The sequence below is a fragment of the Bacillus sp. FSL W7-1360 genome (assembly GCF_038592975.1).
In the GTDB taxonomy this organism is placed as follows: domain Bacteria; phylum Bacillota; class Bacilli; order Bacillales; family Bacillaceae_D; genus Shouchella; species Shouchella lonarensis.
Genome location: NZ_CP151950.1, coordinates 467930 through 493825, shown reverse-complemented (window position 1 = coordinate 493825; position 25896 = coordinate 467930). Strand labels below are relative to the sequence as shown.

General features: G+C 43.9%; 27 protein-coding genes, 1 other RNA gene and 1 other annotated feature. Of the genes, 3 read left to right on the top strand and 25 right to left on the bottom strand.

Going from position 1 to position 25896, the window contains the following annotated elements; genetic code table 11:
* Positions 1-2 precede the first annotated feature (2 nt).
* The 18 genes from greA to NSQ26_RS02365 all read right to left on the bottom strand — a co-directional run bounded on the left by greA (position 3) and on the right by NSQ26_RS02365 (position 15847).
* The gene (greA, locus tag NSQ26_RS02450; protein WP_090775642.1) at positions 3-479 is read right to left on the bottom strand and encodes a transcription elongation factor GreA; all 477 of its coding nucleotides are present in this window, start codon (positions 477-479) and stop codon (positions 3-5) included.
* 73 nt (positions 480-552) lie between these two features.
* The gene (gene udk, locus NSQ26_RS02445) at positions 553-1194 is read right to left on the bottom strand and encodes a uridine kinase (protein ID WP_499719026.1); all 642 of its coding nucleotides are present in this window, start codon (positions 1192-1194) and stop codon (positions 553-555) included.
* 71 nt (positions 1195-1265) lie between these two features.
* The gene (locus NSQ26_RS02440; RefSeq protein ID WP_499719025.1) at positions 1266-1913 is read right to left on the bottom strand and encodes an O-methyltransferase; all 648 of its coding nucleotides are present in this window, start codon (positions 1911-1913) and stop codon (positions 1266-1268) included.
* A 42-nt stretch (positions 1914-1955) separates the two neighbouring features.
* Positions 1956-3110, bottom strand: coding sequence for an endolytic transglycosylase MltG (gene mltG, locus NSQ26_RS02435; RefSeq protein WP_090775645.1), 1155 nt, complete (start codon positions 3108-3110; stop codon positions 1956-1958).
* Positions 3111-3223: 113 nt separating this feature from the next.
* Entirely contained in the window at positions 3224-3520 is a 297-nt protein-coding gene (locus NSQ26_RS02430) for a DUF1292 domain-containing protein (RefSeq protein WP_090775646.1), read from the bottom strand.
* Between the two features lie 20 nt (positions 3521-3540).
* The gene (gene ruvX, locus NSQ26_RS02425; RefSeq protein WP_499719024.1) at positions 3541-3975 is read right to left on the bottom strand and encodes a Holliday junction resolvase RuvX; all 435 of its coding nucleotides are present in this window, start codon (positions 3973-3975) and stop codon (positions 3541-3543) included.
* On the bottom strand, positions 3972-4244 hold the full coding sequence (locus NSQ26_RS02420; protein ID WP_090775648.1) for an IreB family regulatory phosphoprotein: 273 nt from the start codon (positions 4242-4244) through the stop codon (positions 3972-3974). The genes ruvX and NSQ26_RS02420 overlap by 4 nt, the downstream gene beginning before the upstream one ends.
* Positions 4245-4324: 80 nt before the next feature.
* Positions 4325-6967: an alanine--tRNA ligase gene (gene alaS, locus NSQ26_RS02415; protein ID WP_499719023.1), complete on the bottom strand. Its 2643-nt coding sequence runs from the start codon at positions 6965-6967 to the stop codon at positions 4325-4327.
* A gap of 246 nt (positions 6968-7213) precedes the next feature.
* Positions 7214-8290, bottom strand: coding sequence for an AI-2E family transporter (locus tag NSQ26_RS02410; protein ID WP_499719022.1), 1077 nt, complete (start codon positions 8288-8290; stop codon positions 7214-7216).
* 133 nt (positions 8291-8423) lie between these two features.
* The gene (locus NSQ26_RS02405) at positions 8424-8609 is read right to left on the bottom strand and encodes a DUF3918 family protein (RefSeq protein WP_090775652.1); all 186 of its coding nucleotides are present in this window, start codon (positions 8607-8609) and stop codon (positions 8424-8426) included.
* 23 nt (positions 8610-8632) lie between these two features.
* Positions 8633-8821 (bottom strand): YrzR-like zinc ribbon domain, encoded by a 189-nt coding sequence (locus tag NSQ26_RS02400; RefSeq protein WP_090775653.1) that lies wholly within the window; start codon positions 8819-8821, stop codon positions 8633-8635.
* A gap of 67 nt (positions 8822-8888) precedes the next feature.
* On the bottom strand, positions 8889-9359 hold the full coding sequence (locus tag NSQ26_RS02395) for a PRC-barrel domain-containing protein (protein ID WP_499719021.1): 471 nt from the start codon (positions 9357-9359) through the stop codon (positions 8889-8891).
* 89 nt (positions 9360-9448) lie between these two features.
* On the bottom strand, positions 9449-11758 hold the full coding sequence (gene recD2, locus NSQ26_RS02390; protein WP_499719020.1) for an SF1B family DNA helicase RecD2: 2310 nt from the start codon (positions 11756-11758) through the stop codon (positions 9449-9451).
* Between the two features lie 5 nt (positions 11759-11763).
* Positions 11764-12423: a tetratricopeptide repeat protein gene (locus NSQ26_RS02385; RefSeq protein ID WP_499719019.1), complete on the bottom strand. Its 660-nt coding sequence runs from the start codon at positions 12421-12423 to the stop codon at positions 11764-11766.
* A gap of 35 nt (positions 12424-12458) precedes the next feature.
* Positions 12459-13550 (bottom strand): tRNA 2-thiouridine(34) synthase MnmA, encoded by a 1092-nt coding sequence (gene mnmA / locus NSQ26_RS02380; RefSeq protein WP_499719018.1) that lies wholly within the window; start codon positions 13548-13550, stop codon positions 12459-12461.
* A gap of 30 nt (positions 13551-13580) precedes the next feature.
* Positions 13581-14750, bottom strand: a complete 1170-nt coding sequence (locus NSQ26_RS02375; RefSeq protein ID WP_499719017.1) for a cysteine desulfurase family protein — start codon at positions 14748-14750, stop codon at positions 13581-13583.
* Between the two features lie 67 nt (positions 14751-14817).
* Positions 14818-15237, bottom strand: a complete 420-nt coding sequence (gene cymR / locus NSQ26_RS02370; RefSeq protein WP_090775822.1) for a cysteine metabolism transcriptional regulator CymR — start codon at positions 15235-15237, stop codon at positions 14818-14820.
* A 310-nt stretch (positions 15238-15547) separates the two neighbouring features.
* Entirely contained in the window at positions 15548-15847 is a 300-nt protein-coding gene (locus NSQ26_RS02365) for a hypothetical protein (protein WP_499719016.1), read from the bottom strand.
* A 157-nt stretch (positions 15848-16004) separates the two neighbouring features.
* Between NSQ26_RS02365 and NSQ26_RS02360 the strand changes: the two genes are divergently transcribed.
* A complete protein-coding gene (locus NSQ26_RS02360; protein WP_499719015.1) occupies positions 16005-17273 on the top strand; it encodes a replication-associated recombination protein A in 1269 nt (422 codons plus the stop codon).
* Positions 17274-17383: 110 nt separating this feature from the next.
* Positions 17384-18022, top strand: coding sequence for an RsfA family transcriptional regulator (locus NSQ26_RS02355; protein ID WP_090775660.1), 639 nt, complete (start codon positions 17384-17386; stop codon positions 18020-18022).
* Positions 18023-18082: 60 nt separating this feature from the next.
* On the opposite strand, the gene NSQ26_RS02350 is transcribed toward NSQ26_RS02355, so the two are convergent.
* Together NSQ26_RS02350 and ssrS are read right to left on the bottom strand one after the other, a co-directional pair.
* The gene (locus tag NSQ26_RS02350) at positions 18083-18850 is read right to left on the bottom strand and encodes a tRNA threonylcarbamoyladenosine dehydratase (protein WP_090775661.1); all 768 of its coding nucleotides are present in this window, start codon (positions 18848-18850) and stop codon (positions 18083-18085) included.
* Between the two features lie 62 nt (positions 18851-18912).
* Positions 18913-19092, bottom strand: a non-coding RNA gene (gene ssrS, locus NSQ26_RS02345) — 6S RNA.
* A gap of 168 nt (positions 19093-19260) precedes the next feature.
* Between ssrS and NSQ26_RS02340 the strand changes: the two genes are divergently transcribed.
* On the top strand, positions 19261-19572 hold the full coding sequence (locus NSQ26_RS02340; RefSeq protein ID WP_499719014.1) for a hypothetical protein: 312 nt from the start codon (positions 19261-19263) through the stop codon (positions 19570-19572).
* 45 nt (positions 19573-19617) lie between these two features.
* On the opposite strand, the gene aspS is transcribed toward NSQ26_RS02340, so the two are convergent.
* The 5 genes from aspS to NSQ26_RS02315 all read right to left on the bottom strand — a co-directional run bounded on the left by aspS (position 19618) and on the right by NSQ26_RS02315 (position 25884).
* Complete coding sequence (gene aspS / locus NSQ26_RS02335; protein WP_499719013.1) at positions 19618-21384, bottom strand: aspartate--tRNA ligase; 1767 nt, start codon at positions 21382-21384, stop codon at positions 19618-19620.
* On the bottom strand, positions 21377-22666 hold the full coding sequence (gene hisS / locus NSQ26_RS02330; RefSeq protein ID WP_499719012.1) for a histidine--tRNA ligase: 1290 nt from the start codon (positions 22664-22666) through the stop codon (positions 21377-21379). The genes aspS and hisS overlap by 8 nt, the downstream gene beginning before the upstream one ends.
* 65 nt (positions 22667-22731) lie before the next feature.
* Positions 22732-22956 (bottom strand) — a binding site (T-box leader).
* A 403-nt stretch (positions 22957-23359) separates the two neighbouring features.
* Positions 23360-23497, bottom strand: coding sequence for a hypothetical protein (locus NSQ26_RS02325; protein WP_176763855.1), 138 nt, complete (start codon positions 23495-23497; stop codon positions 23360-23362).
* A complete protein-coding gene (locus NSQ26_RS02320; RefSeq protein ID WP_090775665.1) occupies positions 23494-24657 on the bottom strand; it encodes an AimR family lysis-lysogeny pheromone receptor in 1164 nt (387 codons plus the stop codon). Before NSQ26_RS02320 ends, NSQ26_RS02325 begins: the two co-directional genes overlap by 4 nt.
* Positions 24658-24867: 210 nt before the next feature.
* Positions 24868-25884, bottom strand: coding sequence for a Gfo/Idh/MocA family protein (locus tag NSQ26_RS02315; protein ID WP_499719011.1), 1017 nt, complete (start codon positions 25882-25884; stop codon positions 24868-24870).
* Positions 25885-25896 lie beyond the last annotated feature (12 nt).

The window sequence follows — 25896 nt, the reverse complement described above, 5'->3', positions numbered from 1 at the left end:
TATTAACGAATCTCTAAAATCTTGACCTCTAACTCTCCACCTGGTGTATTTACGACGGCCTTGTCATTGACCGTTTTACCTAGCAAGCTTCTCGCCATTGGAGAATCATTGGATATTTTCCCGTCAAGCGGGTCTGATTCTGCGCTTCCAACAATTGTATATTCTTCTTCTTCTCCATCCGGCAGCTCGACGAGGCGGACTGTTTTCCCGAGAGAAACGACATGGTCTTCTGTCGTTGTTGCTTCAATCATGACCGCATTGCGAATCATCTTTTCCAGCTGTGCAATGCGCCCTTCTACAAAAGCCTGCTCTTCTTTAGCTGAATCGTACTCTGAATTCTCCGATAAGTCCCCAAAACTCCGTGCCACTTTTATCCGCTCCACCACTTCCTTACGGCGAACAGTAATAAGTTGTTGTAACTCATCTTCCAACTTTCGCTTTCCTTCTTCTGTCATATAATGCTTTTTTTCTGCTGCCATCATCGTCACTCCTCATCAATTTCGTTTTTATTTTCTACTAAAATTACTGTCATATCGCTAATTAGCTGCCTTATTACCCGTGTAATGATTTGTTCGCCACAACTGTACGAATCTTTGTTGCCAACAAATCGATGGCTACTTTATTTTGTCCACCTTCAGGAATGATCACATCCGCATAACGTTTTGTAGGTTCTACAAACTGCAAGTGCATCGGGCGAACAACGGATGTGTACTGTTCAATAACCGAGTCAATCGAACGACCTCGCTCTTTTGTATCTCGCATGAGACGTCGAATAATACGGATATCTGCGTCTGTGTCGACGAACGCTTTAATATCCATCAAGCTCCTTAGACGTTCATCTTCTAAGATGAGAATGCCTTCTAGGATGATCACATCTTTTGGTTCAATTCTCGTCACTTCTTTTGCCCGTGTATGATTCGCATAGTCATAACTGGGCTTTTCAATTGGCGCCCGATCAGCCAACTGTAGTAAGTGCGTGTATAACAATTCATTGTCAAATGCGAGCGGATGATCATAATTTGTTTTTAAGCGCTCTTCAAAAGATAAATGGTCTTGATTTTTATAGTAAGCGTCTTGTTCAATTAAAACAATCGATGAGCCTTGAAACTGCTTAAAAATTTCTTGCGCGACGGTCGTTTTTCCTGAACCCGTCCCTCCTGCTACACCAATTATCACGGGTCTGCTTGACTGCATGCTCTTCTCTCCTATACAAGTAAAACTTAAATCATCCTACACGAAAACAACGACTTTTATGACGCGTTCGGTTACAATTTTTTTACACTGCATGCAACACCGTCACCAATTGGATAAACACGCGTCTCATACGTTGGATGCTTCATCAACCACTCATTGTAGTGACGAATTTTTTTGACGAGGGGACGCAATCTCTTTTCAGAAATTTCTTCATCTGCCGCTGCAACCAAACCTCGAAACAATACATTGTCACTCCATATAACGCCACCTGCTTTAACAAATGGCTCATATTGCTCAAAAAAAGTGCGGTACTGTCCTTTTGCTGCATCAATAAATAATACATCAAATGGCTGAAAATGTACAACTTGGTTTACGGCTTCTGTTGCATCTGCATGAATAAGTGTGATCCGGTCTTGTAATTTTGCTTCCGTTACAAAACCTTCCGCTTGCGCAAATCGTACTGGATCGCGTTCAATCGTCACGATATGAGCAGATGGTATGGCAAGTGCCATCCGGATCGCCGAATAACCGATTGCCGTACCGATCTCTAAAATGCGCTTTGGTTGCTGCAATAACAGATGTGACAACATCATCTCGAGTGAAATGAGTTCCATAATCGGGACGTTTTCCACTTTAGCGACGCGCTCCATTTCTTGTAATAATGGCACGCGGTCAGGAATCCATGATTCAACATAGCCCTTTACGCGGTTATTTATCATGTGAACCATCCTTTTTTACGTCCTTTGTGGAAGATGTCATATTTACTCATCATCTTTTTTCTTGTTTTCCTCCCACTCGCTCCTATACTTATTGCGGGCAGCTTCATGCGCCTCAAGATCAACATTATAAATAATCTCTCCATTATAACGAGCGTAAAAAAATAAGTAGTCCGTCTGTGTTGGATCAGCCGCAGCCATAAAGGATTCCTCACGCATGTTCGCAATGGGTCCAGGTGGCAAGCCTTTATTTTTATACGTATTGTATGGTGAATCGACCTCAAGATCCTTAAGGGACGTCATATATAAATGCTCTCCCTTTGCGTAGGCAACAGTAGGATCAACTTGTAATTTCATGTCTTTATTTAGACGATTATGCAACACACCTGAAATCATGAAACGATCTTCTTGCTCTAATGCTTCACGCTCGACAATGGCACCAATGGTAAGTAACTGATGAATTGTATACTTCCCTTCATTTGCACGAATGAGTGCTTGCTTATCATCGATCATCTTTTGCGTACGGTCAAGCATTGCCTTAATCGCTGCATCAAGTGACATATTTTCTTCTGTAAAATCATAACGGGACGGATATAAATAACCTTCAAGCGGGTGACGAATATGTTCATTCAAAATTTCATCTGTCAACATATCGTACTTTTCAATGAGTGACTTCACATAGTCATGGTCATCCATTTTTGCTAAAATCTCTTCCTTTTTTTCAGGGACATGTTCAGCCACACGTGCAGCAATTTGCTGTAGTGTCCATCCTTCGGGAATAATAAAAGAATGCGCCGCATCTGCTGTCGCACTTGGGTCTTTCAACGTGGCAATCAATTGATCAATATCCATCTCAGTGCTAAGGTTATACTCACCTGCTTGAAAATCTGATGCATTTTTATAACGTGTATAGTAGCGAAAAATGGACGCATTACGTATGAGCCCCTGTTCTTCTAAAATGGCACCAATTGTTGTCGTTGAAGAGCCTATTGGAATTGATACATGTACATCTCGTCCCTCTCCGTCTGCATCCATTGCTTTTAAGGCCAATGAAACATAAATATATGCACCAACACCTACGACCACAATGAGCGATAGCAGAGATACGACACAAATAAAAACAATTTTTCGAACGGTCTTTGCCCGGGAAACTTGTTCCTCGTATTGCGTCATAAACTGTTTATCTTGTTTTTTGGACATAACTGCCTCCCCATACCAAACAAGTGGAAAAAGGGTGTAAGTAGATTCAACCCCCTTTGCCACAAATATTTCAAAGGAAACCCGCGCTACCTAATGGGCACGGGTTCCTTGTTTTATTCTTCCTCGGCTCCCTCTTCTTCCGAAAAAGTATTGAGCATTTCCTCAATGATTTCCCATTCCTCGTCTGTCTCTACTGGAAAAAGGGCAATGTCGTTGTCTGGATCATCACGATCTTCATAACGGAACGCGAACACCTCAACTTCTTCCTCTTCTGAGTCAGCGCCCTCCGGGATTAGCATAATATAAGAACGTCCTGTCTCGTCTACAGTGAACCGAAATAACTCATCAAATAAATGTTCATTTCCTTCTTCATCAGGGATTACAATGCGTTCTCTTTCTTCTTGGGACATTTTTTTTCCTCCAATTGTCGTTAGATAGATGTCGGTCGATGGCTCGCGTGGTCTAAATAGCTTTGCAATATAAGTACTGCTGCCATTTTGTCAATCACTTTTTTACGTTTTTTTCGACTGACATCGGCGTCAACGAGCACGCGTGTTGCTGCTGCAGTTGTTAATCGCTCATCCCAGAGCACGACTTGTACATCAACATGCTCTCTTAGCATTTTAGCAAAAGTTTCACTCCTGCGTCCACTTTCACCAATCGTGCCGTTCATATTTTTAGGATAACCAACGACAACAGTTCGTGCTTCATGCATATTTATTAATGACACCAGCTTGCTAAACATGTCGCTTTTGTTCTCATCATTAAACGCTATCGTTTCCAATCCTTGCGCCGTCCAACCAAGTGCATCGCTTAAAGCCACACCAACCGTTTTTGTTCCAACATCTAAACCAATTATCCTCATTTATAGGTCCTACCGTGTTGCATCAAATAGGATTTCACTAATGTCTCAATTAATTCATCTCGTTCTAACTTTCGAATGAGCGTTCTTGCGTCACGATGACGTGGAATATAGGCCGGATCCCCTGATAATAAGTAGCCAACAATCTGGTTAATTGGATGATAACCTTTTTCCTCAAGCGCATCATAAACAGACAAGAGCACTTCTTGTACATCTGCATCGAAGGAGTCATCATTGAAACTGAATTGCATCGTATGATCGATTGAACTCACCGCTCTCACCTCTTCTTCGCATATTCCTAAAATACCGGACAAATATCTTATCCCTTACATTGTACACTATCTATCGCACATTAGGAAAGGGATTTTACGTACTCGTAAACATAAGCAAGTGCTTCATCAATTTTTTCTGGTCTTTTGCCTCCGGCTTGTGCCATGTCTGGACGTCCACCGCCTCCACCACCTGCACGTGTCGCAACTTCTTTCATTAATTTACCGGCATGATGTCCTTTTGCAATGGCATCCTTTGTAGCAGCTGCAACAAAGGTCGCTGCCTCACCTGTCTCGGCTCCAAGTACGATGACCGCAGCATCATATTTCTGTTTCAGTACGTCAATCATCTTCCGAAGCGCCTCCGTATCTTTCGCAGAGACTTTTGCTGCAAGCACTGTCACACCATTAATTTCTTGCGCTTGTGACATTAAATCACCAGATGCTAGTTGCCCGACCTTCGCTGTAAGTGATTCGTTCTCACGCCGTGCTTCGCGAAGTTCTTCTTGAATGCGTTCAATGCGCGTTGGCACATCCGTTAATTGTTTTGCTTTCAACCGCTCGGCAGCATCTTGCAACACCATCACTTGATCACTTAAAAATTGATATGCCCCTTTTGATGTCACTGCTTCAATTCGGCGTACACCGGCGCCAATGCCCACTTCAGACACAATTTTAAACAAACCAATTTCTGCTGTGTTATGCACATGGCAACCACCACACAACTCCAAACTATAGTCACCAAGCTGTACGACGCGCACATGTTCACCATATTTCTCACCGAAAAGCGCCATCGCACCCATTGCTTTTGCTTCTTCCAATGTTTTTGTTGCGATGTTTACTGGCAATGATTGCCACACTTTCTCGTTCACGCGTGTTTCAATTTGGGCAAGCTCATCTTTTGTAACAGCACCAAAATGAGAGAAGTCAAAGCGTAATCGCCCTTCTTCCACAAGCGATCCTGCTTGATTCACGTGCGCCCCGAGCACATCTTTGAGCGCTTGATGAAGCAAATGGGTCGCTGTATGATTTTTTTGAATGGCTAATCGCTCGTGTGCAGAAATAGATGCATTAAGCGATTGACCGACAGACAACGTGCCTTCGATCACTTCCACAGTGTGCAAGTGTTGACCATTCGGCGCTTTTTTCACGTCACAAACACGTGCCTGCGCGCCGTCAGTTACAAGTAAGCCACAGTCAGCTACTTGACCACCACTTTCAGCGTAAAATGGGGTTTCATTCAACAGTACTTGTACCGTCTCACCTGCTTGCGCCTGCGTCACAAGCGCTTGTCCAGAAATGATCGTTGTAATGACTGCAGGCACATCAAATTTGTCATAACCAACAAACATACTTTGTACATTAAGATCACTTAAGACACCTTCTTGGATGCCCATTGAAGCTACTTCTTGTCGTGCTTGACGCGCACGCGTCCGTTGGGCTTCCATTTGCTTGTCAAAACCCGCACGGTCAACAGTGAGTCCTTGTTCTGCAACATATTCTTCTGTCAAATCAATCGGGAATCCATATGTGTCGTACAAACGAAACGCCTCATTACCGGCAATGACTGTCGTCCCTTCTTGCTTCGCACGGGTCATCACATCATTTAGTAAACCTAAGCCTTCATTTAACGTCTCATGAAAACGTTCTTCTTCTGTACGAATGACTCGCTGAACGAAATCACGTTTTGTCGTCACATCCGGATAGAAATCCACCATCACTTCCGCAACTACAGGCACAAGCTCATACATAAATGGTCGCTCAATTTTAAGCGTTTTTGCAAAACGAACCGCTCGTCGAAGTAGCCTTCTTAATACATACCCTCGCCCTTCATTAGAAGGAAGCGCGCCATCTGCAATCGCAAATGAGACGGTTCGAATATGATCCGCAATGACTTTAAATGCTGTCCGCTTCTCGTCTGCACTTTCCATATATGTTTCTTTTGTAAAACGCTCTGTCTCCTTAATAATCGGGATAAACAAGTCGGTTTCAAAATTTGTCGGCGCCTCTTGAATGACCGATACCATCCGCTCAAGCCCCATACCCGTATCAATATTTTTCTTTGGTAGCGGTGTATATGTGCCATCAGCATTATGATTAAATTGCGAGAACACTAAGTTCCAAATTTCTAAGTAACGATCATTTTCTCCACCAGGATAAAGCTCAGGATCATTTTCGTCATCACCATATGCAGGACCGCGGTCATAAAAAATTTCTGAGTTCGGTCCACTTGGTCCTTCTCCTATATCCCAAAAGTTCCCCTCTAGTCTGACGATCCGTGTAGACGGGATGCCAATGACATCGTGCCAATACGTATATGCTTCTTCATCTTCTGGGTGCACGGTCACCGATAACTTGTCTGGATCAAAACCAATCCACTGATCACTCGTTAAAAATTCCCAAGCATAATGAATGGCTTCTTCTTTAAAATAATCACCAATAGAGAAGTTCCCGAGCATTTCAAAAAATGTATGGTGGCGGGCTGTCTTTCCGACATTCTCAATATCATTTGTACGAATTGATTTTTGCGCATTTGCCATCCGCGGATTGTCCGGCACAACCCGACCGTCGAAATATTTCTTCAATGTTGCGACACCACTATTAATCCATAAAAGACTGGGGTCCTCAAAAGGAACGAGTGATGCACTTGGCATCACCGCATGTCCTTTTTCAGCAAAGAAATCCAAAAACATTTGTCGAACTTGTGCTGAGGTTAGTCGTTTCACAATGATCGCTCCTATCTATGTATAAAAAATGAAAAAAGTCCTCTCCAAACTCGGACGAGGATCGCTATGACGTATTGAAAACCTTCCCAAGGATAAGTAACCCTATTGTCACCTATAGATTCGGTTATGTCACGCATCCGTATGCCAATACTTGTCATTCTTTCATCATGACCTTTATTATACCATAAAGTATATGGGCTTCACTAGTACTGTTACTGACTTCCCCTTTCTTTTTCACAATTTCTTTCACACTTTATCGCCCGCTTGATCTAGATATTTGCGTACGTGCAAAAGTGTCACTTTTACAATTGCCAAAATAGGCACCGCTACGAGTAAACCGATAATTCCAGCCACTTCCACACCAATAAGCAATGCAAGAATAATAAAAACCGGATGCAAGTGGACAGTCCGCCCAACAATGACTGGAGAGAGAACATTTCCTTCTATTTGTTGGATCACAAAAATGGCAATGATGGTGTACAGGGCTAGCGTTGGTGAACTCATAAAAGCAACAACAACAGCAGGGGCTGCCCCAATAAAAGCACCAAAATAAGGAATCAAGTCCGTTGCCCCAATAAACAATCCTAAAATCAACGAATAAGGAATTCCGAGCAACCAGAAGGCGATAACAGAAAGCATCCCAACGCAGAGCGCAACAAACAACTGACCGCGGATGTACGCTCCAAACGTCACATCTACTTCATGAACATACTGATGCAGCGGCTTTCGCCATCTCCTCGGTGTTAAATAATAACTTACGCGAACGAGTAGCGTGTAATCCTTTAGTAAATAAAAGACTAAAAAAGGGACAACGAGCCAAACGATCATTGATTGCGCTACGCGTAACAACCCTTGCTCCAGTAAGTCTAATGCTTGAACACTCCATCCTTCTAGCCGTCCGGTCCAATCATCCATGTAATTATCTACTGGTTCAGGTAACCGATCTACAGTATGTTGCACATGCAATAGCAACTTTTCAAGCTCAGCGAGTTGTCCAGGCAATACGTCTATCGCTTCTGTTATTTGTCTAATCAGGATCGGCACACCAAAAAATACTACCGCACCAGTCACCACAATGAATGTTACAAATAAGCTCACGACAGCCCATGTGCGAGACATACCTATATGAACAAGTTTCTCTATGATAGGGTGTAACAAATAAGCAAATAATCCCGCCACACAAATAGGCCAAAATAATGTACAGATGACCTCCCAAACGGGATGAAAAAAGGGCATTAACCGACTTGCAATAAGGAAAAGAAGCGCAATGATCAGCCATTTTGTCCATTTTAACAAGTTGCCAATATGTTGCTCATTGTTCATGTGTTCATTCCCTTTCATCCCATGTTTTCGTTAGGATGTACCATCAAGTGAAAATCTAATCGCAAATAAAGCGACATCGAGTCATAAAGCAAACATAAAAAAAGAGCGGTCTGTCTTAGACCACTCCTTACACTTAACGAAACATGTGTCGCAGCTTTTTCTTCGCTTTTTTCCATACTCGCGTATCCATAAGCTGTCGATCCATTGCCAATACTGGCGCAAGAACGTGTTGCATTTTCCGTTTCGTCTTTTTATCGCTCATTGAGTACCAAGCAGCACCAAGGCCTAATACAACGAGCGGGGTCATTGCTTTTTTCATACGACTCACCTCCGGATTGATCGTCACAAATTGATGCGACGCTCATTTTCTTCAAACAAGTCGTCAAGCGAGCTGAGCGAACCGTCTTCCTCCACTTGGTGTAAAGACAAGCAGCCATCCACTAAGCTCATTTCAATAAAGCAATGCCAACAATAATATTGGTTCATACCAATTTTACCGATGTCTTTTCGTTGGCAGTTTGGGCAACGCATCGTCTGGGCCTCCGTTTTTTCGGAATGATCTTAGATGACGACTTTTCTCCATCATGAATCTAAGCGCTCATAGAGACAACACCGCGCGATCTTTACTAATCACAAGGTCTTTGCCTCGAACAATCTTTCGCCCTTCTGTGATGTCAGAAAGCCAACCATCCGTCACTTCATACCCTTCGATTGTACCCAGCTCAACGTCGAAGTATACATCTTCTACCAACCCAAGCGTCTCACCTTCTGAAGACAACAATGGCTTGCCTCGAAAACGACGTTTCCCCGTGACAATTGAATGACATTGCTTATGCTTTTGAGACACTGGTTCGAGCGCACAAGCATGCTCAATCATCATTGCTTCTGCACCTGCACTTGTGACAGCATCTACGGATAGAAAATGGGTATGAGAAAAGACGCGCCGCTTCTGCACTAAAAAGCCTATGATACGTGATTCAAAAAGCAGCCCATCAACGACACGACCCTTTTCTATTCCAGTAGCGCGCTCAATGACCGGCAACCCGACAAACGCTTGTACTGTTCGCAAAGTAGACACCCACCCTTCCGAACAGTTTTAGTTTAAGCAGCTCCACACGACGCTATGCAACCGAGAAGACGGAAGACATTTCCTAAAAGTTACTCGTCCCGGACGCCCTCACTTTGGATTTTGGCCTCTGCTCTCTCACTTGTAGTCATGCTGAGACGTTCTTGCAGCTTTGAATACCGCTCAATATCATGAGTATTTTTTGCAGCCATTTCAATGGTACGTATGTCTCCACACAACAACAAAAACTGTTGCGCACGCGTAATGGCTGTATACAATAAGTTGCGACGTAACATACGATGATAATTGGCAACGATAGGCACAACAACAATCGGAAATTCGCTTCCTTGTGCTTTATGAATGGATGAGCAATATGCATGAGTAATATTACCTAAATCCTTTTTCTCATACGTCACCTCAACCCCATCATAAGAGACAACCACTTGATCGCGTTTTTCCACCGTTTCTTTTGCATAAATGATTCCGACAATCTCACCTCGGTCACCATTATATACACCATCTTCTGCGTTGTTAATCAATTGTAAAACCATGTCCCCTGTACGAAATACCACGTCCCCATATGATAGTTCTCGTCGTCCTTTTTTTGGTGGATTAAATAACGATTGTAACCACTCATTTAGCGCAATAATACCGGCAGGCCCTTTATACATCGGCGCTAATACTTGGACATCTTTTGCCGTGTAACCTTTTTTTACTGCATTCATACAAATTTGACCGACCATCTCTTGTACTTGTCCTGCGTGACAAGGAAAAAAGCGGTAGTCTGGTTTCTGAGCTTGAAAATCGCTCGGAATGTTACCGTCCTTGACAGCATGCGCTAGTTCAATAATGGATGATCCTTCCGCTTGGCGGTAAATCCCTGTCAGCTGCACGGTGGGAATGTTTCCGCAAGCTAACAAGTCTTTTAGCACTTGTCCAGGGCCTACGGACGGCAATTGGTTTTCATCCCCAACAAGAACAACCTGCATCCCACGCGGAATCGCCTTAAATAATTGATGTGCGACCCAAGCATCCACCATGGATACTTCATCGACAATGAGTAATTCGCCGTCTAATTGGTCATGATCACCTTTGCCAAAACCGATGTCACTTCCTTTCCATTCAAGCAAGCTATGGATCGTACTCGCTGGTAACCCTGTCGCTTCGGCCATACGTTTACTCGCTCTACCTGTTGGCGCTGTTAATTTTAACGGAAAAGGATTGTTCTCGCTGTATGTCTCAACAGCAAGAGAAATACCATGTAGGTGGGCATAGGCCTCCACAATGCCTTTAATCACTGTTGTTTTTCCCGTCCCTGGACCACCTGTCAATAATAATAATGGTAAAGACAGCGCTTTGTGTATGGCCTCTTTCTGCGCAAGCGCGTACGTCACCCCGTGCGATTCCTCCAAAAACCCTAACGTCTTTTCAATTTCTGAGTCTGGAAATTGCTGTTTCATTGTTTGCGACAACAAGCGATGCGTATTGCGGGCAATGCCTTTTTCAGCAAAGTATAATGTCTTCATATAGACACGATCTTCTTCAATGAATAATAAATCTTCTTCACTCATCTCGATGAGTGTTTTGTTCAATTCATCTACAGTAATCTCAGTATGTGGGTGACTTAGCAAGGCGCTCGCTTCTTGTACAAGATCAAACTGCAAAAGGTACATGTGCCCTTGCTGCACACTTAATTCGCCCAGCAAATAAAGTAGCCCTGCGCGCAATCGTTCAGGATGACTCCCAGTCAAACCAACTGCCGCCCCTAACTGATCCGCACGGCGAAACCCAATTCCTTCGACATCTTCAATCAACTTATATGGGGTTGTACGAATAATATCCAGTGCTTGGAGCTTATACGCACGGTAAACTGCCATCGATAGTTCTGTTCCGAATCCATACTGTGACAACTGTAACAATACTTGTTCTGCCCCTTGTTGATCGAGCAATTGCTCGTATAACCTATCAGCAACTTCTTTTTTAAGTTTCGGCACATCGTCAAGGACAGACCGGTCTTCCACAATGCACGAAATCGCACGTTCTCCAAGCGTATCGACAATCACCTCTGCTGTCTTTATTCCCACACCCGGAAAACGATCACTTGCTAAGAAACGCACAATCCCATTTTTTGTCTGAGGTATGTCACGGCGGAAGGCTTCCACACGATACTGTGTACCAAAACGTGGATGTTCTGTCAGTTGTCCTTGAAAAATAAACAGTTCATGTAGCTCCAACGTCGGTAAATGGCCCACGATGGTGACTTTTTTTGTATGAAGTTCTTCATTTGTTTCATGCACACGTAATAACGCCACTGTATAATCATTTTCATCGTTACGAAACAGGACGTGGACAATTTCACCTTTAATAAAACCTTGAATACTCAGCTCTGCTGGACGTTCCATGCCGGTCATCCTTTATTTAATGCGTCTTCTACTACACGCTTGCCATTTCCAGCAAGTAAATGATCGGGCTGGTAATGTAATGCGCGGGTAAACGATGCCAATGCTTCATCTATTTCATTATTTGCAGCTTGTGCAACCCCTAAATTATAATGGGCGTCCGCATGTGTTTCATCTAATGACAACGTTTTTTCAAACAGCCTACGTGCCTCTGTTAGCTGTTCTAATTGCGCCAAGCAAAGACCGTATTGGAAACAAACCTCTACATCCATCTCATTCATTTCATGCGCTCGACTAAAGTTTGCCAATGCATGCGGCAACGTCCCTTGCTGGTAATAACTCATCCCAAGCATATAATACAAGTCCGCTTCATCTAAACCGTTTTTATGTGCCTGTTTAAAATGTTGAATCGCCTGCTCATACATTTCTTGCTCATAATACAGTGTCCCAGCACTGTAATAAGCGACGGCCGAATCAGGTTCTAATTCAATTGCACGTTCAAAAAAAACGTGTGCCCGCTCTTGATCGCCCAACACATGGAGCAAGTTCCCCATATTCACATAACCTATCGCATCTTTTGGATTTTCCTCAATATATGCAGTGAAATACTTTGCTGCCTCTTCATACTTTCCTTCGCGCATGAAAATTGCGCCTTGTTGTTCATCCATTTTTTATTGCTCCTCCCAATGGCAACAGCCGCCTGTTACAACGTTTTTAATACTTGATCAATCGTTGCACCACCAATACAGCGATCTCCTTCATAAAAAACGACCGCTTGACCAGGCGTAATTGCTCGTTGTCGCGTTTCAAAAGTGACGCGCACTTTCCCTTCTTCGCTTGGCACAACCGTCACCGCCTGGTCCGCTTGGCGATAGCGAAACTTTGCCATGCATGAAAAAGGTTTTGCCGGTGCTACTTTTGAAATCCAATTGACATCCGTAGCGATCAATCCAGTGCTATATAATCCTTCATGGTCATCCCCTTGCCCAACCACAAGTACATTGCGGGCAATGTCTTTGTCAATGACAAACCAAGGTTCACCTGCGCCACCGATTCCTAGACCTTGACGCTGACCAAGTGTGTAGTACATTAAACCGTCATGAGTACCCTTCACTTCTCCAGCAGCGGTTTCCATCCGACCTGGTTGAGCTGGCAGGAATGTTTGTAAAAATGACTTGAAATCGCGCTCACCAATAAAACAAATGCCAGTGCTATCCTTCTTTTTTGCGGTTGCCAGCCCTGCATCCTCCGCACGTTTACGCACTTCTACTTTCGGCAATTCGCCCAGTGGAAACATCACTTTCGACAACTGCTTCTGACTCAATGCATAAAGAAAGTACGTTTGGTCTTTGTTCTGATCCAACCCTTTACATAACTGATATTCACCATCTTGCACTTCAAGTCGTGCATAATGTCCGGTTGCGACATAATCGGCACCTAGTGTGAGCGCGTGATTTAAAAATGCCTTGAATTTAATCTCTTTATTACACATCACATCTGGATTCGGTGTTCTTCCAGCTTTATATTCATTTAAGAAGTAAGTAAACACTTTATCCCAATACTGTTTTTCAAAGTTTACAGCATAATAGGGAATATCTAGTTGTTCACACACACGTGCGACATCTTCATAATCTTCTTGCGCTGAGCAAAAGCCGGCGTCGTTCTCTTCATTCCAATTTTTCATAAAAATACCGATGACATCGTACCCTTGTTCTTTTAATAATAATGCTGTCACCGATGAATCTACACCGCCAGACATGCCCACAACCACACGCGTTTTTCTCTGTGCTTCCATCACCTTGCCACCTTCCTTATTTCCGCAATACTATTGAATAAATGGCTCGTCCACCTGCGCTTGTCGCACATATTTGGCGAGCATTGTGCCCACGTAAGTTGCTTCTGCGCATGTATTTGTATAACCAAAACTAATCCGAATCGATCCTTGTACTCGCGGTGACTGTTTTCCATACATTGATTGTAAAACATGTGATGGTTCAAGTGTGCCTGCGGTGCAAGCAGAACCACCCGACACAGCAATGCCAGCTAAATCTAATTGGGCAAGCAGCGTCTCCGTCTTCACTTTCGGGAAATGGATATTCAGAATGTGCGCCAACGTACGTTCACTTGTGCCATTAATCTCATAAGACACACCTTCACGCGCTAATATCGTCAACAATGCTTGTCTGAGCGTCATGTAATGCTGCTTTCGTATGTTTTGCTCTTTGGTAGTGATTGCAAATGCTTTCGCAAACCCGACAATGCCCGGTACATCTTCTGTTCCTGCTCGGCGCTTTTGTTCCTGTTCGCCACCATAAAGTAACGGTTTTAGCACAATACCATTACGCACATACAAACAGCCTACTCCTTTTGGTCCGTTTACTTTATGACTAGAAATTGACATTAAATCTACGCCGAGTGCATCCACATCAAGCAAACAACTACTTGCAGCTTGTACCGCATCTGTATGAAACACTGCCGGATGACCCTTCAGGAGTCTACCAATTTCTGGAACTGGCGCAAGTGCACCTGTTTCATTATTCGCATACATAATGGATACAAGCACCGTGTCATCTGTCAATACGCGTTTAATCGCTTCAACGGAGACCACACCTGATTGGTTAACGGGTAAACGCGTCACTCGGTACCCTTCCTGTTCTAGCTCAGAAATTGCATGTGCAACCGCGTGGTGTTCAATTTCGGTTGTAATGATATGAGCCCCTGGACGACCGTACTGTCGCACATAGCCAAATAAAGCAAGGTTAATCGACTCTGTGCCACCACTGGTGAATAAAACAGAGGCAGGGGATGCAGAAAGCAACGAAGCAATGGTTTGGCGGGCAGCCACTACCGCTTTTTTTGCTTCACGCCCAAATTGATGCAAACTTGACGGGTTACCGTACTGTTCTAAAAAGTAAGGACGCATTGCCTCGAAAGCGACCGGATGCAATCCGGACGTCGCTGCATGATCCATATAGACCGCTTCCTTCGTTTCCATGAGATCACTCCCTTTTTCCAGAAGCCAGAAACGAATCCTTTTCACTGGCATTCATCGCAAATCAGTTTTAAATATAAAACATGTAATATTCCTGCTCACGCTCTTGTTTAAAATTGGCTAAATCTGCTAACGTCGTTTGATCAAGGACCTCTTTTACCGCATCACGAATTTTGATCCATAAATCTCTTTTGGCTGGCTCTTCATCTTCTAATACTTCAACTGGACTGATTGGTCCTTCCAGTACACGAATAATATCACCGGCCGTAATTTCTTCTGCTCGTTTATTTAACATATAACCACCATAAGCGCCTCGCACACTTTTGACAAGCTCTGCATGACGCAATGGTGTAATCAACTGTTCCAAATAGTGTTCCGACAACTTGTGTTCCTTGGCGATCGACTTTAATGAAATCGGTCCTTCTCCAGCCTTTTTCGCAAGTGCCATCATCATCGTTAAGCCGTAACGCCCTTTCGTTGAAATCTTCATCTTATCACCCTTTATCGTCTCAATGGCGCAACTTTCTTGCATCACTGCTCTTTTGAATTTCCACTATTAAATATGCTTCTTTATCCGTCCATATTATAACATGTTTCTCTATAACGTTAACACCCACGATTGAAAAAGGAGATGCGACAAAAATAACAAATAAATCAATATTAAAGTTAATTCTGTTATTTATGTACCGATTTTTCCTACGTAACACAAAAGAAAACAAAAAGGTTCCTCTGGTCTTTGAAGCCTGTATCTAAGTAAGCAAGGAACCTCATTACACAATCGCTATCACTTATCGTACTATTTATGCCTCATGTAATAATGAACGAGCTGACAAAACCCCTAATAACCGGCTATGTTCCTTCTGTTGTCGCTTTAAAACTTGCATATTTTCGTCAATCTCATGTACTTTGTCATTCGTTTCCAATACAGCTTGCTTCATCTGTTGCTGCTCCATTTTCATAAACGATTGTTCTTCTTTCATTGATAACAGATCTTCTTTCATTGATGACTGATCTTGTTTCATCACTTTAATATCCGCTTCCATATCGCCTAGTTTGTGTAAGATTTTTTCCAGCATTTGTTCACTCATTTGCTTTGTCACACCTCCCTTTTGCCCTCAAAATCGTGAAAGGATGTTATACTTTATAGTATACACTGCCGAAAATGAGAATGAAAGGATTTTTCACTGTTAGTTTACGAAATTCTTCTTCTTTACACGTATAATAGTATGAAATTGGAAGAGAGGCGAACGACCACCTATGAAAAAACAACCACTTGCTTACCGCATGCGCCCAACCGACATTGCACACATCATTGGTCAATCCGCGATTTTAGGAGAGGGGATGTTGCTGCGTAGGATGATTGAAACAAAACAGTTATCTTCCATGATCTTATACGGTCCGCCTGGCACTGGAAAAACTTCGCTTGCCCGCGCCATTGCTGGTACATGCGGTTACCCGTTTCGCATGCTTAATGCAGCTACACACCAGAAAAAAGATATCGTCGTCGTGATTGAAGAAGCGAAAATGTCCGGTTCACTATTACTAATATTAGACGAGGTACACCGGCTTGACAAAGGAAAACAAGATTTGCTCCTCCCTCACCTTGAAAATGGACAATTATGCCTTATCGGTGCCACAACTGCTAACCCTTATCACGCGATCAATCCTGCGGTACGCAGTCGCTGCCATATTTTTGAACTAGCCACCCCGCAGCCAGATGACATTGAAAATGTGCTTCGACGCGCATTAAGAGATAGCAAAAATGGCTTTGGCGAAGCATCTATTCATATGGAAGAAGAAGCCATCCCTCATCTCGCACGCGCTTGCGGTGGGGATGTACGCGCTGCTTTAAATGCGCTGGAGCTAGCCGTTTTATCTACCCAAAAAAATGAACACGGCGAACGCCACATCACTTTAAAAACAGCGGAACAAAGCATTCAAAAAAAATACATTCAGCATGACAAAGATGGCGATGCACACTATGATGTCCTCTCTGCATTCCAAAAATCTATTCGCGGCAGTGACGTCAATGCAAGCCTTCACTATTTGGCGCGCTTGCTTGTCGCTGGAGACTTTGCAAGTATTCATCGCCGTCTCCTTGTGATCGCCTATGAAGATATTGGACTTGCGAATCCACAAGCTGGACCTCGTACACTCGCTGCCATTGAAGCTTCCGAGCGATTAGGACCGCCAGAAGCACGAATCCCACTTGCTAACGCTGTCGTAGAACTCGCACTGTCCCCTAAAAGCAATAGCGCCTATCAAGCGATTGATCATGCCATTGCTGCATTACACAAAGGAGAGAGCGGGACAATTCCACGCCATTTAAAAGATGCACACTATCAAGGCGCAAAACAATTAGGCAATGGTCTTACCTATCAATATCCACATAACCACAAATCTGGTTGGGTGAAACAACAATACTTACCGGATGCCATTGCGCACCACCAATATTATGATGCAAAGAAGACAGGAAAATTTGAACAAGCGCTTGCGCAAGTTTATGAAACGTTACAGCACAAATGATATGACGAGGTTGATCATCCATTTTGTCTCACTTCCTCATGCAAGACTTGTATAAAATTCTTTTTGTAAGGAAATATTATAGTCATACCATAGCAAAAGGGGTTGAACATATGAAAGTGAGACAAGACGCATGGTCCCACGAAGACGATGTCCTGCTAGCTGAGACAGTCCTCACTCATATCAAAGAAGGTAGCACACAATTAAGAGCGTTTGATGAAGTAGGCGATCTATTAAACCGGACATCCGCTGCCTGTGGCTTTAGATGGAACGCCGTTGTCCGTAAAAAACACTTGCAAAATATTGAATTAGCAAAACGGGAGCGAAAAGAAAGAAAACGCGCCCAAACAACGCACTTTTTCTCACAACCTCGCAGGCAAGAAACGAGACAACCCGTTTCACGATTCTTTCAAATGGATCACGAGCAAGCACATACGCCAACAAATGTAACACTCGCGTCCATCATTCAACAACTGCAACAATATGCAACAACTGAACAACAACATACAGGCTTGCTACAAGAAAATGAGCAACTTCGGAATGAACTCCGACAGTCACAACAACGTTTACAGGAGCTTGAAACCTCGCTCCAAAAACATAAACAAGATCATAGTATGATTGAAGAAGATTATCAATCACTCATTCAAATTATGAACCGGGCGCGCCGCATGGCCATTTTAGAAGATGAACAAACTGACAGCGCGACTTTTCGAATGGAGCCTAATGGTAATCTTGAAAAGCTCTCCAATTAAAGAGTGCGTATCAACCGATTCGTTTCACATAAAAGAACCATGCCCTCTGGCTTGGTTCTTTTATGGTTGCCGCTCAATCTTTATCCCTTCAAGCAATCGATTAATCACATGGCCTGCCATCATCAAGCCAGAAATAGACGGCACAAATGCATTAGATGACGGCGGCATTTTCGCCTTCCGAATCGGTCCTTCTTCCGCAGCAGGCGGGACAATATCGGCACGCACTTCTTCCCGAATCCGAATCGGCTTCTCATCAGAGAAGACAACGTCAACCCCTTTATGGATACCGACTTTACGAAGACGCGTCCGCACCACTCGTGCAATCGGATCATAACTTGTATTAGATATATCCACGACACGCAATCGTGTTGGATCCATCTTATTCGCCACACCCATACTTGAAATAACCGGGATACCCCGCTTTTTACATTGTTCAATTAAATGTACTTTATAAGAAATTGTATCGCTTGCATCTATGACGTAATCAATCCCATATTCAAAAAAACTTTCATATGTTTCCTCGGTATAAAACATCTTTAATGCCACCACATCACAAGCTGGGTTAATATCTTTTATACGCGCTTCCATTAGTTCCACTTTCGGCTGACCTACCGTCGAGAGAAGTGCGTGGATTTGTCGATTCACATTTGTAATATCAACATCATCCTTATCGACAAGGATGATCCGGCCAACACCTGAACGCGCCAATGCTTCAGCAGAGAACGAACCAACACCACCAACACCTAAGACAGCGACCGTGCTCTCCTTCAACCGCTGCAATCCTTCTTGACCAATTGCTAACTCATTTCTTGAAAATTGATGTAACATCGCCGACCCTGTCCTCTCTCATGTTCGTATTCACATAAAAAAGTACCCACTTGGGTACTTTTTTATGTCCCGCTAATGCCGTAAAAGGTGACGCTTTGAACCTGCTACGCAGGTGGGCGCTCTGCATTTGCCTTTTTACGTCCCCTTCACTTCCAAGGCTTGTAATCGGACAAACAACGCCAAGCTCCCTCGTCTAAAGTGTTGGCTCAAAGAAAAACATCTTACGCACATCACAGGATCATGTGATTTCTTGATTTGATTATATCAGACTACATTGCCCTATGCAAGTTGTTCTGAAAATTCACCTAACATTTTTTTAACTTTGCATCCGCTCATTGTATCCTCGCTAATGTTCCGTTACACTATCTATAGGATAAAAAATATTTGACCACTAAAAAGGTGTGAAGTTTATGGACGCACGTGCAACGCAACAATGTATTGAAGTAAGACAAGAAATAAATTCACTTGAGAAAAAGGTGACGCAAATTCCTTTCACAATGTCTTTATACGATGATCACATTGACGTAAAAGGAGAAAAGATCGCTCTTTCTATCATTTTTGACGTCTCTTATCGGTTACCGAGTGGCAAAAAAACGATTGGATTTTTATATTTGCATACAAGCCGCGGTGTCCTCACTTACCAAATTAACACCAACCCGAAAGCATTCATTGCCGCTTTTAAAACCCTTGTTCCCGAAACAACTTTCCGCTCACAAACATGAAACGCGCCTCCTTACTGTCATTCAGAAAGGAGGCGCTGTGCATACTTATTTTCTTTGTACAGATACATGTAAATCTAACAACTGCGCGAGTGCCACTTCATTTGGCGCATCCATTAGCAAGTCACTTGCACTTGCTGTTTTTGGAAAGGCAATGACGTCACGTAAATTTGTCTTGCCTGCCAGCAGCATAACAATCCGGTCTAACCCGAGGGCAATCCCGCCGTGTGGCGGGGCACCATATTCAAATGCCTCTAGTAAGAATCCAAACGCTTCTTTTGCCTCTTCTTCACTAAACCCGAGTAATTGGAACATCCGTGTTTGTAATTCACGCTCATAAATCCGCTGTGATCCGCCGCCGAGCTCATAACCATTCAATACGAGGTCATACGCTTCTGCCCGTACTTTTTCAGGAGCCGTCTCCATTAAATGCTCATCTTCTGCTTTCGGCCGTGTAAATGGATGATGTAACGCGACGTAGCGCTTTGCCCCGGCATCATACTCAACAAGCGGGAAGTCGACGACCCATAAGAAGTTGAACTTCGTCTCGTCAATCATACCAAACTGTTTCGCTAGCTTTAACCGCAAGGCGCCGAGCGCATCATACACAATTTGACTTTTGTCTGCGGCAAACAAGAGCAAGTCCGATGGCTTGGCGCCCATCGCTGTCAACAATGCCTTTGTTTGATCCTCATCAAAGAACTTCGCAATCGGTCCAGCAATGCCTTCTTCGGTCACTTTAAGCCACGCTAGCCCTTTTGCTCCGTACGGCTTCACAAATTCAGCCAGTGCATCAATTTCTTTACGCGACAGCTTGTCTGCGCCTCCAGCAAGTGTCAATCCTTTGACGATGCCACCTGCTTCAAGTGCACGTGTGAATACTTGAAACGTTGTATCCGCCACTACTTCACCAAGCTCAACTAACTCCATCGCAAAACGTGTATCCGGTTTGTCAGAACCATAGCGATCCATCGCTTCAGCATACGTCATTCGCGGGAAAGACTCGGCTAGCGTAAGGGCATGTGTCTCTTTTAACAACAGCTTCATCATAGACTCTGTCATCGCCAATATTTCTTCTGTACTTGAAAAACTTGTTTCAATATCAATTTGTGTAAACTCTGGTTGTCGGTCGGCACGAAGATCCTCGTCACGGAAACAACGAACAACTTGAAAATATTTTTCAAACCCTGCTACCATCAGCAACTGCTTAAACATTTGTGGCGATTGTGGGAGCGCATAAAATGAGCCCGGATGTACCCGACTCGGGACGAGGTAGTCCCGTGCCCCTTCTGGTGTGCTTTTCGTCAACATTGGCGTCTCAATTTCTAAAAAGCCATCACGGTCGAGAAAATCACGCATCACCTTTGTCACCCGGTGACGCAATGCAAAAACAGTTTGCATATCAGGGCGACGCAAGTCAATATACCGATGGTGTAACCGGACATCTTCTGAGGCATCTGTATTGGCTTCAATTTGGAAGGGCAACGGCTTCGCTGCATTGATTAATGTCATTTCATGGACATGCACTTCAATCGCACCTGTCACAAGCTTTGTCGAGACATTTTCTGGCTCGCGTGCCACCACCGTACCACTAAGGGATACGACATACTCATTCCGCATTTTCTCCGCTTCTTGTAATGCCGTTTCATTAATTTCCGGGCTACAAACCGTTTGCACAATCCCCGAATGATCACGTACATCTAAAAAGATTAGTTGCCCCAAGTCGCGGCGCCGCTGTACCCATCCTTTTAAATGAACAACTTGTCCGATATGATCGCTCCCTAATTTCCCGCATTGATGTCGACCTTTACTCATGATGTTCCTCTCCCTCCAATTCTTGTCTCAACCACGGCACGAGCTCACTTAGTGCCACTTCTTGTTGTGTCCCTCGTTGCATATGCTTGACGACCGCACATGAACGCGCCAACTCGTCTTCCCCTAAAATCACCGCATATTTCGCGTGATACCGGTCAGCGGCTTTGAACTGAGCTTTCATCTTTTTATCTAAATAATCTTTATCTGCATGCACACCCGCTTGGCGTAAGTCATATAACAATTTCATCGCCTGCATGTGCGCATCTTTGCCAAGAGCAATGACATAAGCATCCAATCCTTGCGCTTCTGGTAACGCCACACCTTCCGTTTTCATTGCCAAAATCAATCGTTCAATGCTAAACGCAAAACCAATCCCTGGTGTCTCTGGCCCGCCAAATTGCTCAACAAGTCCGTTGTAACGCCCGCCACCACACAAAGTAGTAATCGCACCAAACCCTGGCGCCGTACTCATTAACTCAAATGCAGTATGGTTATAGTAGTCCAGCCCACGAACGAGGTTAGCATCGACTTCATAAGGAATTTCTAGCAAATCAAGTGTCTGCTTCAATTCCGCAAAATATTGGCTTGACTCCTCATTCAAATGATCTAACACCGACGGTGCTGTCGCCATCAACGGGTGCGCGTGGTCTTTTTTACAGTCTAAAATTCGGAGAGGATTCTTTTCAAATCGCTGCTGGCAATCACCACATAATGTATGTAGCTCCGGTTCAAAATGTTTCATGAGCGCTTCACGATGAGCCACGCGACTCTCCGTGTCACCTAACGAATTAATGACTAATTTTAAATGCGTTAATCCAAGTCGCCGACAAATATCCATTAATAATGCCATTACTTCAGCATCTAGTTGCGGGCTCGCACTCCCTAGTGCCTCAACCCCAAATTGAACAAACTGGCGCATCCGACCAGCTTGCGGACGTTCATAGCGGAACATCGGTCCAGTATAAAAGAGTTTTGTCGGCTGTGCAGGTGAACCATATAACTTATGTTCCACGAATGCACGAACAACAGAGGCCGTTCCTTCTGGACGTAACGTCAAACTTCGATCACCGCGATCTTTAAACGTGTACATCTCTTTTTGAACAATATCGGTTGTGTCGCCGACACCTCTTGCAAACACTTCCGTATGCTCGAATATCGGCGTGCGAATCTCCTTAAAATTGTACGCCGCACATGTTTCCATCGACACTTTCTCAATCTGTTTCCATACAAGTATATCCTCAGGTAAAATATCTTGCGTTCCCCGTGGAAGCTGCATCGCCATCATGAAAAGCCCCTTTCTTTTTTCACGTTAGAAATAAAAAAACTCTCGCCCCAGATGCATGAATCATCTGGGACGAGAGAATCTCCCGTGGTACCACCCAATTTGAGGCAAAAAACTGCCTCCACTCTGTCTGTTAACGCCAGCAACGTTCTTTCCTACTGCAATGTATCGGTTCAGAAAGAAAACCTCGAAGGTGTTCACTCATTTAGACAAATGCGATCGCTCTCAGCCACGACGATCTTCTCTTTAGCATTTGTATTCTAAATGACATGCCTTGTCATCAGTTGATATATTAATGTCAGTAAAAGTTAGTTTCTAAACTATACGCATTCTTTTTTCATCCGTCAAGCGATCATGTGTTCTTTTATGTAAATCTTTCTTACGAATCGTTCCTAGTGTCTTTCTTGTTGCTTTTTATATAAAAACAAGTCGGCAGACGATAAGCCTGACTCATGCCACGTCTGTGATTGCACATTTTCCTCAACCAGCAAAGACTTCTCTTGTTCCGGATGTTGCTGGGTATACAGACTTTTCTTCGGGTGAATACGCACGCGCAATTCCGCTCCTTTCATGTACAGTATTAAGATCGCCTATTATGGACGATCTTAATCGGTTTATGAAAAGAAAAGAACAAATTCGCTAGCTACAGCGTGAAATAAAAAAGGGGAAGCGCCCCCAACTAAATGAGATGTACTATTTATCATCTGCGTGCGACTTAATTTCTGGCTTGCCACCTCCGCCTCCAGCAGTTTCGACCTCTGCACTTGCATGCGAACCTACAACACCAAGCACAACCACAGCAGCAAATAAGAAACATTTTATCACCTTCATTTAACTTCCCCTCCCAAATTAGTAGTAGGGCTTTCCAGTTGTTGTTGAATAAGCATGACCAAATGGGCGTAGCTCTTCTCTTTAAATTGTCCTAATGCCGACCACAAAAGCTCTTTCTTCCCTGTCGCCATTCCTTTATACCATGTCAAATGAGGATCACTTTTTACTGACACTTCTAACTCTCCAATTAAACGCAACGCTTTCTCACGCTCACCACGTACAATATATTGGTGCGCTTGTTCTTCAAGAGTAATCCCCTCTACAGAAACTGTTTCCCCTAATATACTACGGGCAAACGGATAATATTGACGCTCTAAACACTCTTGATATGCATATTGTCCTGTCTCTTTTGCAATCCGGATTGCTTCTTGGAAATAATACGCGCACTGTAAGCGATCTCCTTTGCACATCATGATCAACCCTAATCCATGATTAGGGGCAACTTTTGCTGCTTCTGGTGTGGATTCGTTTACAGTCACCGCTAAATAGTTTTTTTCTGCGTTTTCTACGTCTCCTTCGCCATACAAATAGTAATTACCTACCAACAATAATGTACGGCTTGCCAACACACTCTTTGTGTACCCTGTTTCAATTTTCCAGAGATCATCCACTAACCTTTCAAGCAACAAAGACGATTCTCTAATACTTCCCATTTGATCATAAGCATTTGCGGCTAGTATCTTCAAGCGTATCTTCAAAACGGGTTCTTTCACATTAACATCAAGATGCCGTGCTTCATCAATAATCTCCTCATACGTAAATGGATCTTCCAGCACCCGCAACAACAAGCGGTACACATGAACCCATTCCACCAGACATTCGTCATCATGATACCGTTCAATCAGTTGATGGAGGATGTCTCGTTGTTGAAATAATGCGGCATACTCAAATGCATCTTTAATATGAGGTAAAGAATGCAGCGATAACGCATATTCATTCATCAGTGCAGTCATTCGGGATTTTGCCATCTTCTTCACTGAATATGCTACTTGTTCAAAACTAAATTCCCGAAAGTCTTCGCGCCCAAGCCGGCGCATTAGCGCTGGCGTCCATTCCTTGTCCTTATTCCACAAGTTCATTTGCTTGAGCCGCTTTTCTGTGTCTTCCGTTATCCTACGAAGGGTATTGCCACCAAACAAACCAGCATAATTTATTGCCAAAACGTTGACCTCCCTTGATTCTGTTGTTCCTCCTCCTTTTCGACGGCAATAACCGCTTTCCCTTCCTTAATTTCCATTTTTCGTACGACAAATACCCTCATTTTGCACGCGTTTTTTGGTAATATTGTCACATTTTGTCATACATCGTTGTCTTACTTATCCATAAAACTAAAAACCACCCGTCGCTTCTGGTGGTTTTGTAAAATCTCATTACTCATTCCCTTCATAAATCCTCTCTATCATCGCCGACACCATTCGCGCTTCCTCTGGTCGCACGTGCGGTTCTGCTTCTCCTAGACAACTCGCGATAAACTGCTGCGCTTGGGCGAGGCTTTGGTCGGTGTCATACATACTCCAGTCCACTGTTGTTGTCGTGAGCAGCCCTTGACCCGATTTGTTTAGCGTGAGCGGAAACAAATCAATGCCACCTTCTGTTCCTGCAATGCGGACTGTTTCCCGATCTTCCGGGATATTAGCTGCCCAAGACGTCTCAAACAACATCGTCGCTCCGCTCGCGAATGTAATATATGCACTAGCATGGTCTTCCACATTCATCGTGGCCACATTATAAGTACCCCATTCATTCACTTGATCAATATCGCGACTGACGGCCGCATACGTTTGTCCATGAACAGATTTTACCGGCGGAAAGTCGGCGAGCCACAACGCCAAATCAAGCAAGTGACACCCGTAATCCATTAAACAGCCGCCACCTTGCAGGTCGCGGTTCGTAAAAACGCCCCAGCCAGGTACTTTGCGGCGCCGCAACGCTTCCACTTTGATGACGAGCGGCTCACCAATTTCCCCAGCTTGCACAAGCTGCTTCGCTGCCAATGCTTGCGGGTGAAAACGATAATGATAGGCGATTTGCAGCACACACCCAGATGTCTTTGCCGCTGCTTCCATTTCCAAACATTCCGCTTCCGTGAGGGCCATCGGCTTCTCACATAGTACGTGTACCCCTGCTTGCAACGCTTCGAGTGCAGCTTCATGGTGAAAGCGGTTTGGTGTACAAATGACAACCGCATCTACCATCTGAAGTAACTGTGCACGTGACGTCGCCACGTGTGGGATATGAAACTGTTTGGCTACTTCCATGGCGCGCCCTTCATTGACATCATAAACCGCCGTTAGTGCAACCGTTTGCACTCGCGCAAATGCTGGAATATGCCGGTCGATCGCAATCCCTCCGACACCAATAAAACCAATTTTTATCGACGCTTTCATGTTGTTCTCTCC

What these genes read in the sequence shown, in the direction of transcription:
- greA (WP_090775642.1), bottom strand. Translation starts at nt 479, where the DNA reads ATGGCAGCAGAAAAAAAGCATTATATGACAGAAGAAGGAAAGCGAAAG.
- udk (WP_499719026.1), bottom strand. Translation starts at nt 1,194, where the DNA reads ATGCAGTCAAGCAGACCCGTGATAATTGGTGTAGCAGGAGGGACGGGT.
- NSQ26_RS02440 (WP_499719025.1), bottom strand. Translation starts at nt 1,913, where the DNA reads ATGATAAATAACCGCGTAAAGGGCTATGTTGAATCATGGATTCCTGAC.
- mltG (WP_090775645.1), bottom strand. Translation starts at nt 3,110, where the DNA reads ATGTCCAAAAAACAAGATAAACAGTTTATGACGCAATACGAGGAACAA.
- NSQ26_RS02430 (WP_090775646.1), bottom strand. Translation starts at nt 3,520, where the DNA reads ATGTCCCAAGAAGAAAGAGAACGCATTGTAATCCCTGATGAAGAAGGA.
- ruvX (WP_499719024.1), bottom strand. Translation starts at nt 3,975, where the DNA reads ATGAGGATAATTGGTTTAGATGTTGGAACAAAAACGGTTGGTGTGGCT.
- NSQ26_RS02410 (WP_499719022.1), bottom strand. Translation starts at nt 8,290, where the DNA reads ATGAACAATGAGCAACATATTGGCAACTTGTTAAAATGGACAAAATGG.
- NSQ26_RS02405 (WP_090775652.1), bottom strand. Translation starts at nt 8,609, where the DNA reads ATGAAAAAAGCAATGACCCCGCTCGTTGTATTAGGCCTTGGTGCTGCT.
- NSQ26_RS02400 (WP_090775653.1), bottom strand. Translation starts at nt 8,821, where the DNA reads ATGCGTTGCCCAAACTGCCAACGAAAAGACATCGGTAAAATTGGTATG.
- recD2 (WP_499719020.1), bottom strand. Translation starts at nt 11,758, where the DNA reads ATGGAACGTCCAGCAGAGCTGAGTATTCAAGGTTTTATTAAAGGTGAA.
- NSQ26_RS02385 (WP_499719019.1), bottom strand. Translation starts at nt 12,423, where the DNA reads ATGGATGAACAACAAGGCGCAATTTTCATGCGCGAAGGAAAGTATGAA.
- mnmA (WP_499719018.1), bottom strand. Translation starts at nt 13,550, where the DNA reads ATGGAAGCACAGAGAAAAACGCGTGTGGTTGTGGGCATGTCTGGCGGT.
- NSQ26_RS02375 (WP_499719017.1), bottom strand. Translation starts at nt 14,750, where the DNA reads ATGGAAACGAAGGAAGCGGTCTATATGGATCATGCAGCGACGTCCGGA.
- cymR (WP_090775822.1), bottom strand. Translation starts at nt 15,237, where the DNA reads ATGAAGATTTCAACGAAAGGGCGTTACGGCTTAACGATGATGATGGCA.
- NSQ26_RS02360 (WP_499719015.1), top strand. Translation starts at nt 16,005, where the DNA reads ATGAAAAAACAACCACTTGCTTACCGCATGCGCCCAACCGACATTGCA.
- NSQ26_RS02355 (WP_090775660.1), top strand. Translation starts at nt 17,384, where the DNA reads ATGAAAGTGAGACAAGACGCATGGTCCCACGAAGACGATGTCCTGCTA.
- NSQ26_RS02350 (WP_090775661.1), bottom strand. Translation starts at nt 18,850, where the DNA reads ATGTTACATCAATTTTCAAGAAATGAGTTAGCAATTGGTCAAGAAGGA.
- NSQ26_RS02340 (WP_499719014.1), top strand. Translation starts at nt 19,261, where the DNA reads ATGGACGCACGTGCAACGCAACAATGTATTGAAGTAAGACAAGAAATA.
- aspS (WP_499719013.1), bottom strand. Translation starts at nt 21,384, where the DNA reads ATGAGTAAAGGTCGACATCAATGCGGGAAATTAGGGAGCGATCATATC.
- hisS (WP_499719012.1), bottom strand. Translation starts at nt 22,666, where the DNA reads ATGGCGATGCAGCTTCCACGGGGAACGCAAGATATTTTACCTGAGGAT.
- NSQ26_RS02325 (WP_176763855.1), bottom strand. Translation starts at nt 23,497, where the DNA reads ATGAAGGTGATAAAATGTTTCTTATTTGCTGCTGTGGTTGTGCTTGGT.
- NSQ26_RS02315 (WP_499719011.1), bottom strand. Translation starts at nt 25,884, where the DNA reads ATGAAAGCGTCGATAAAAATTGGTTTTATTGGTGTCGGAGGGATTGCG.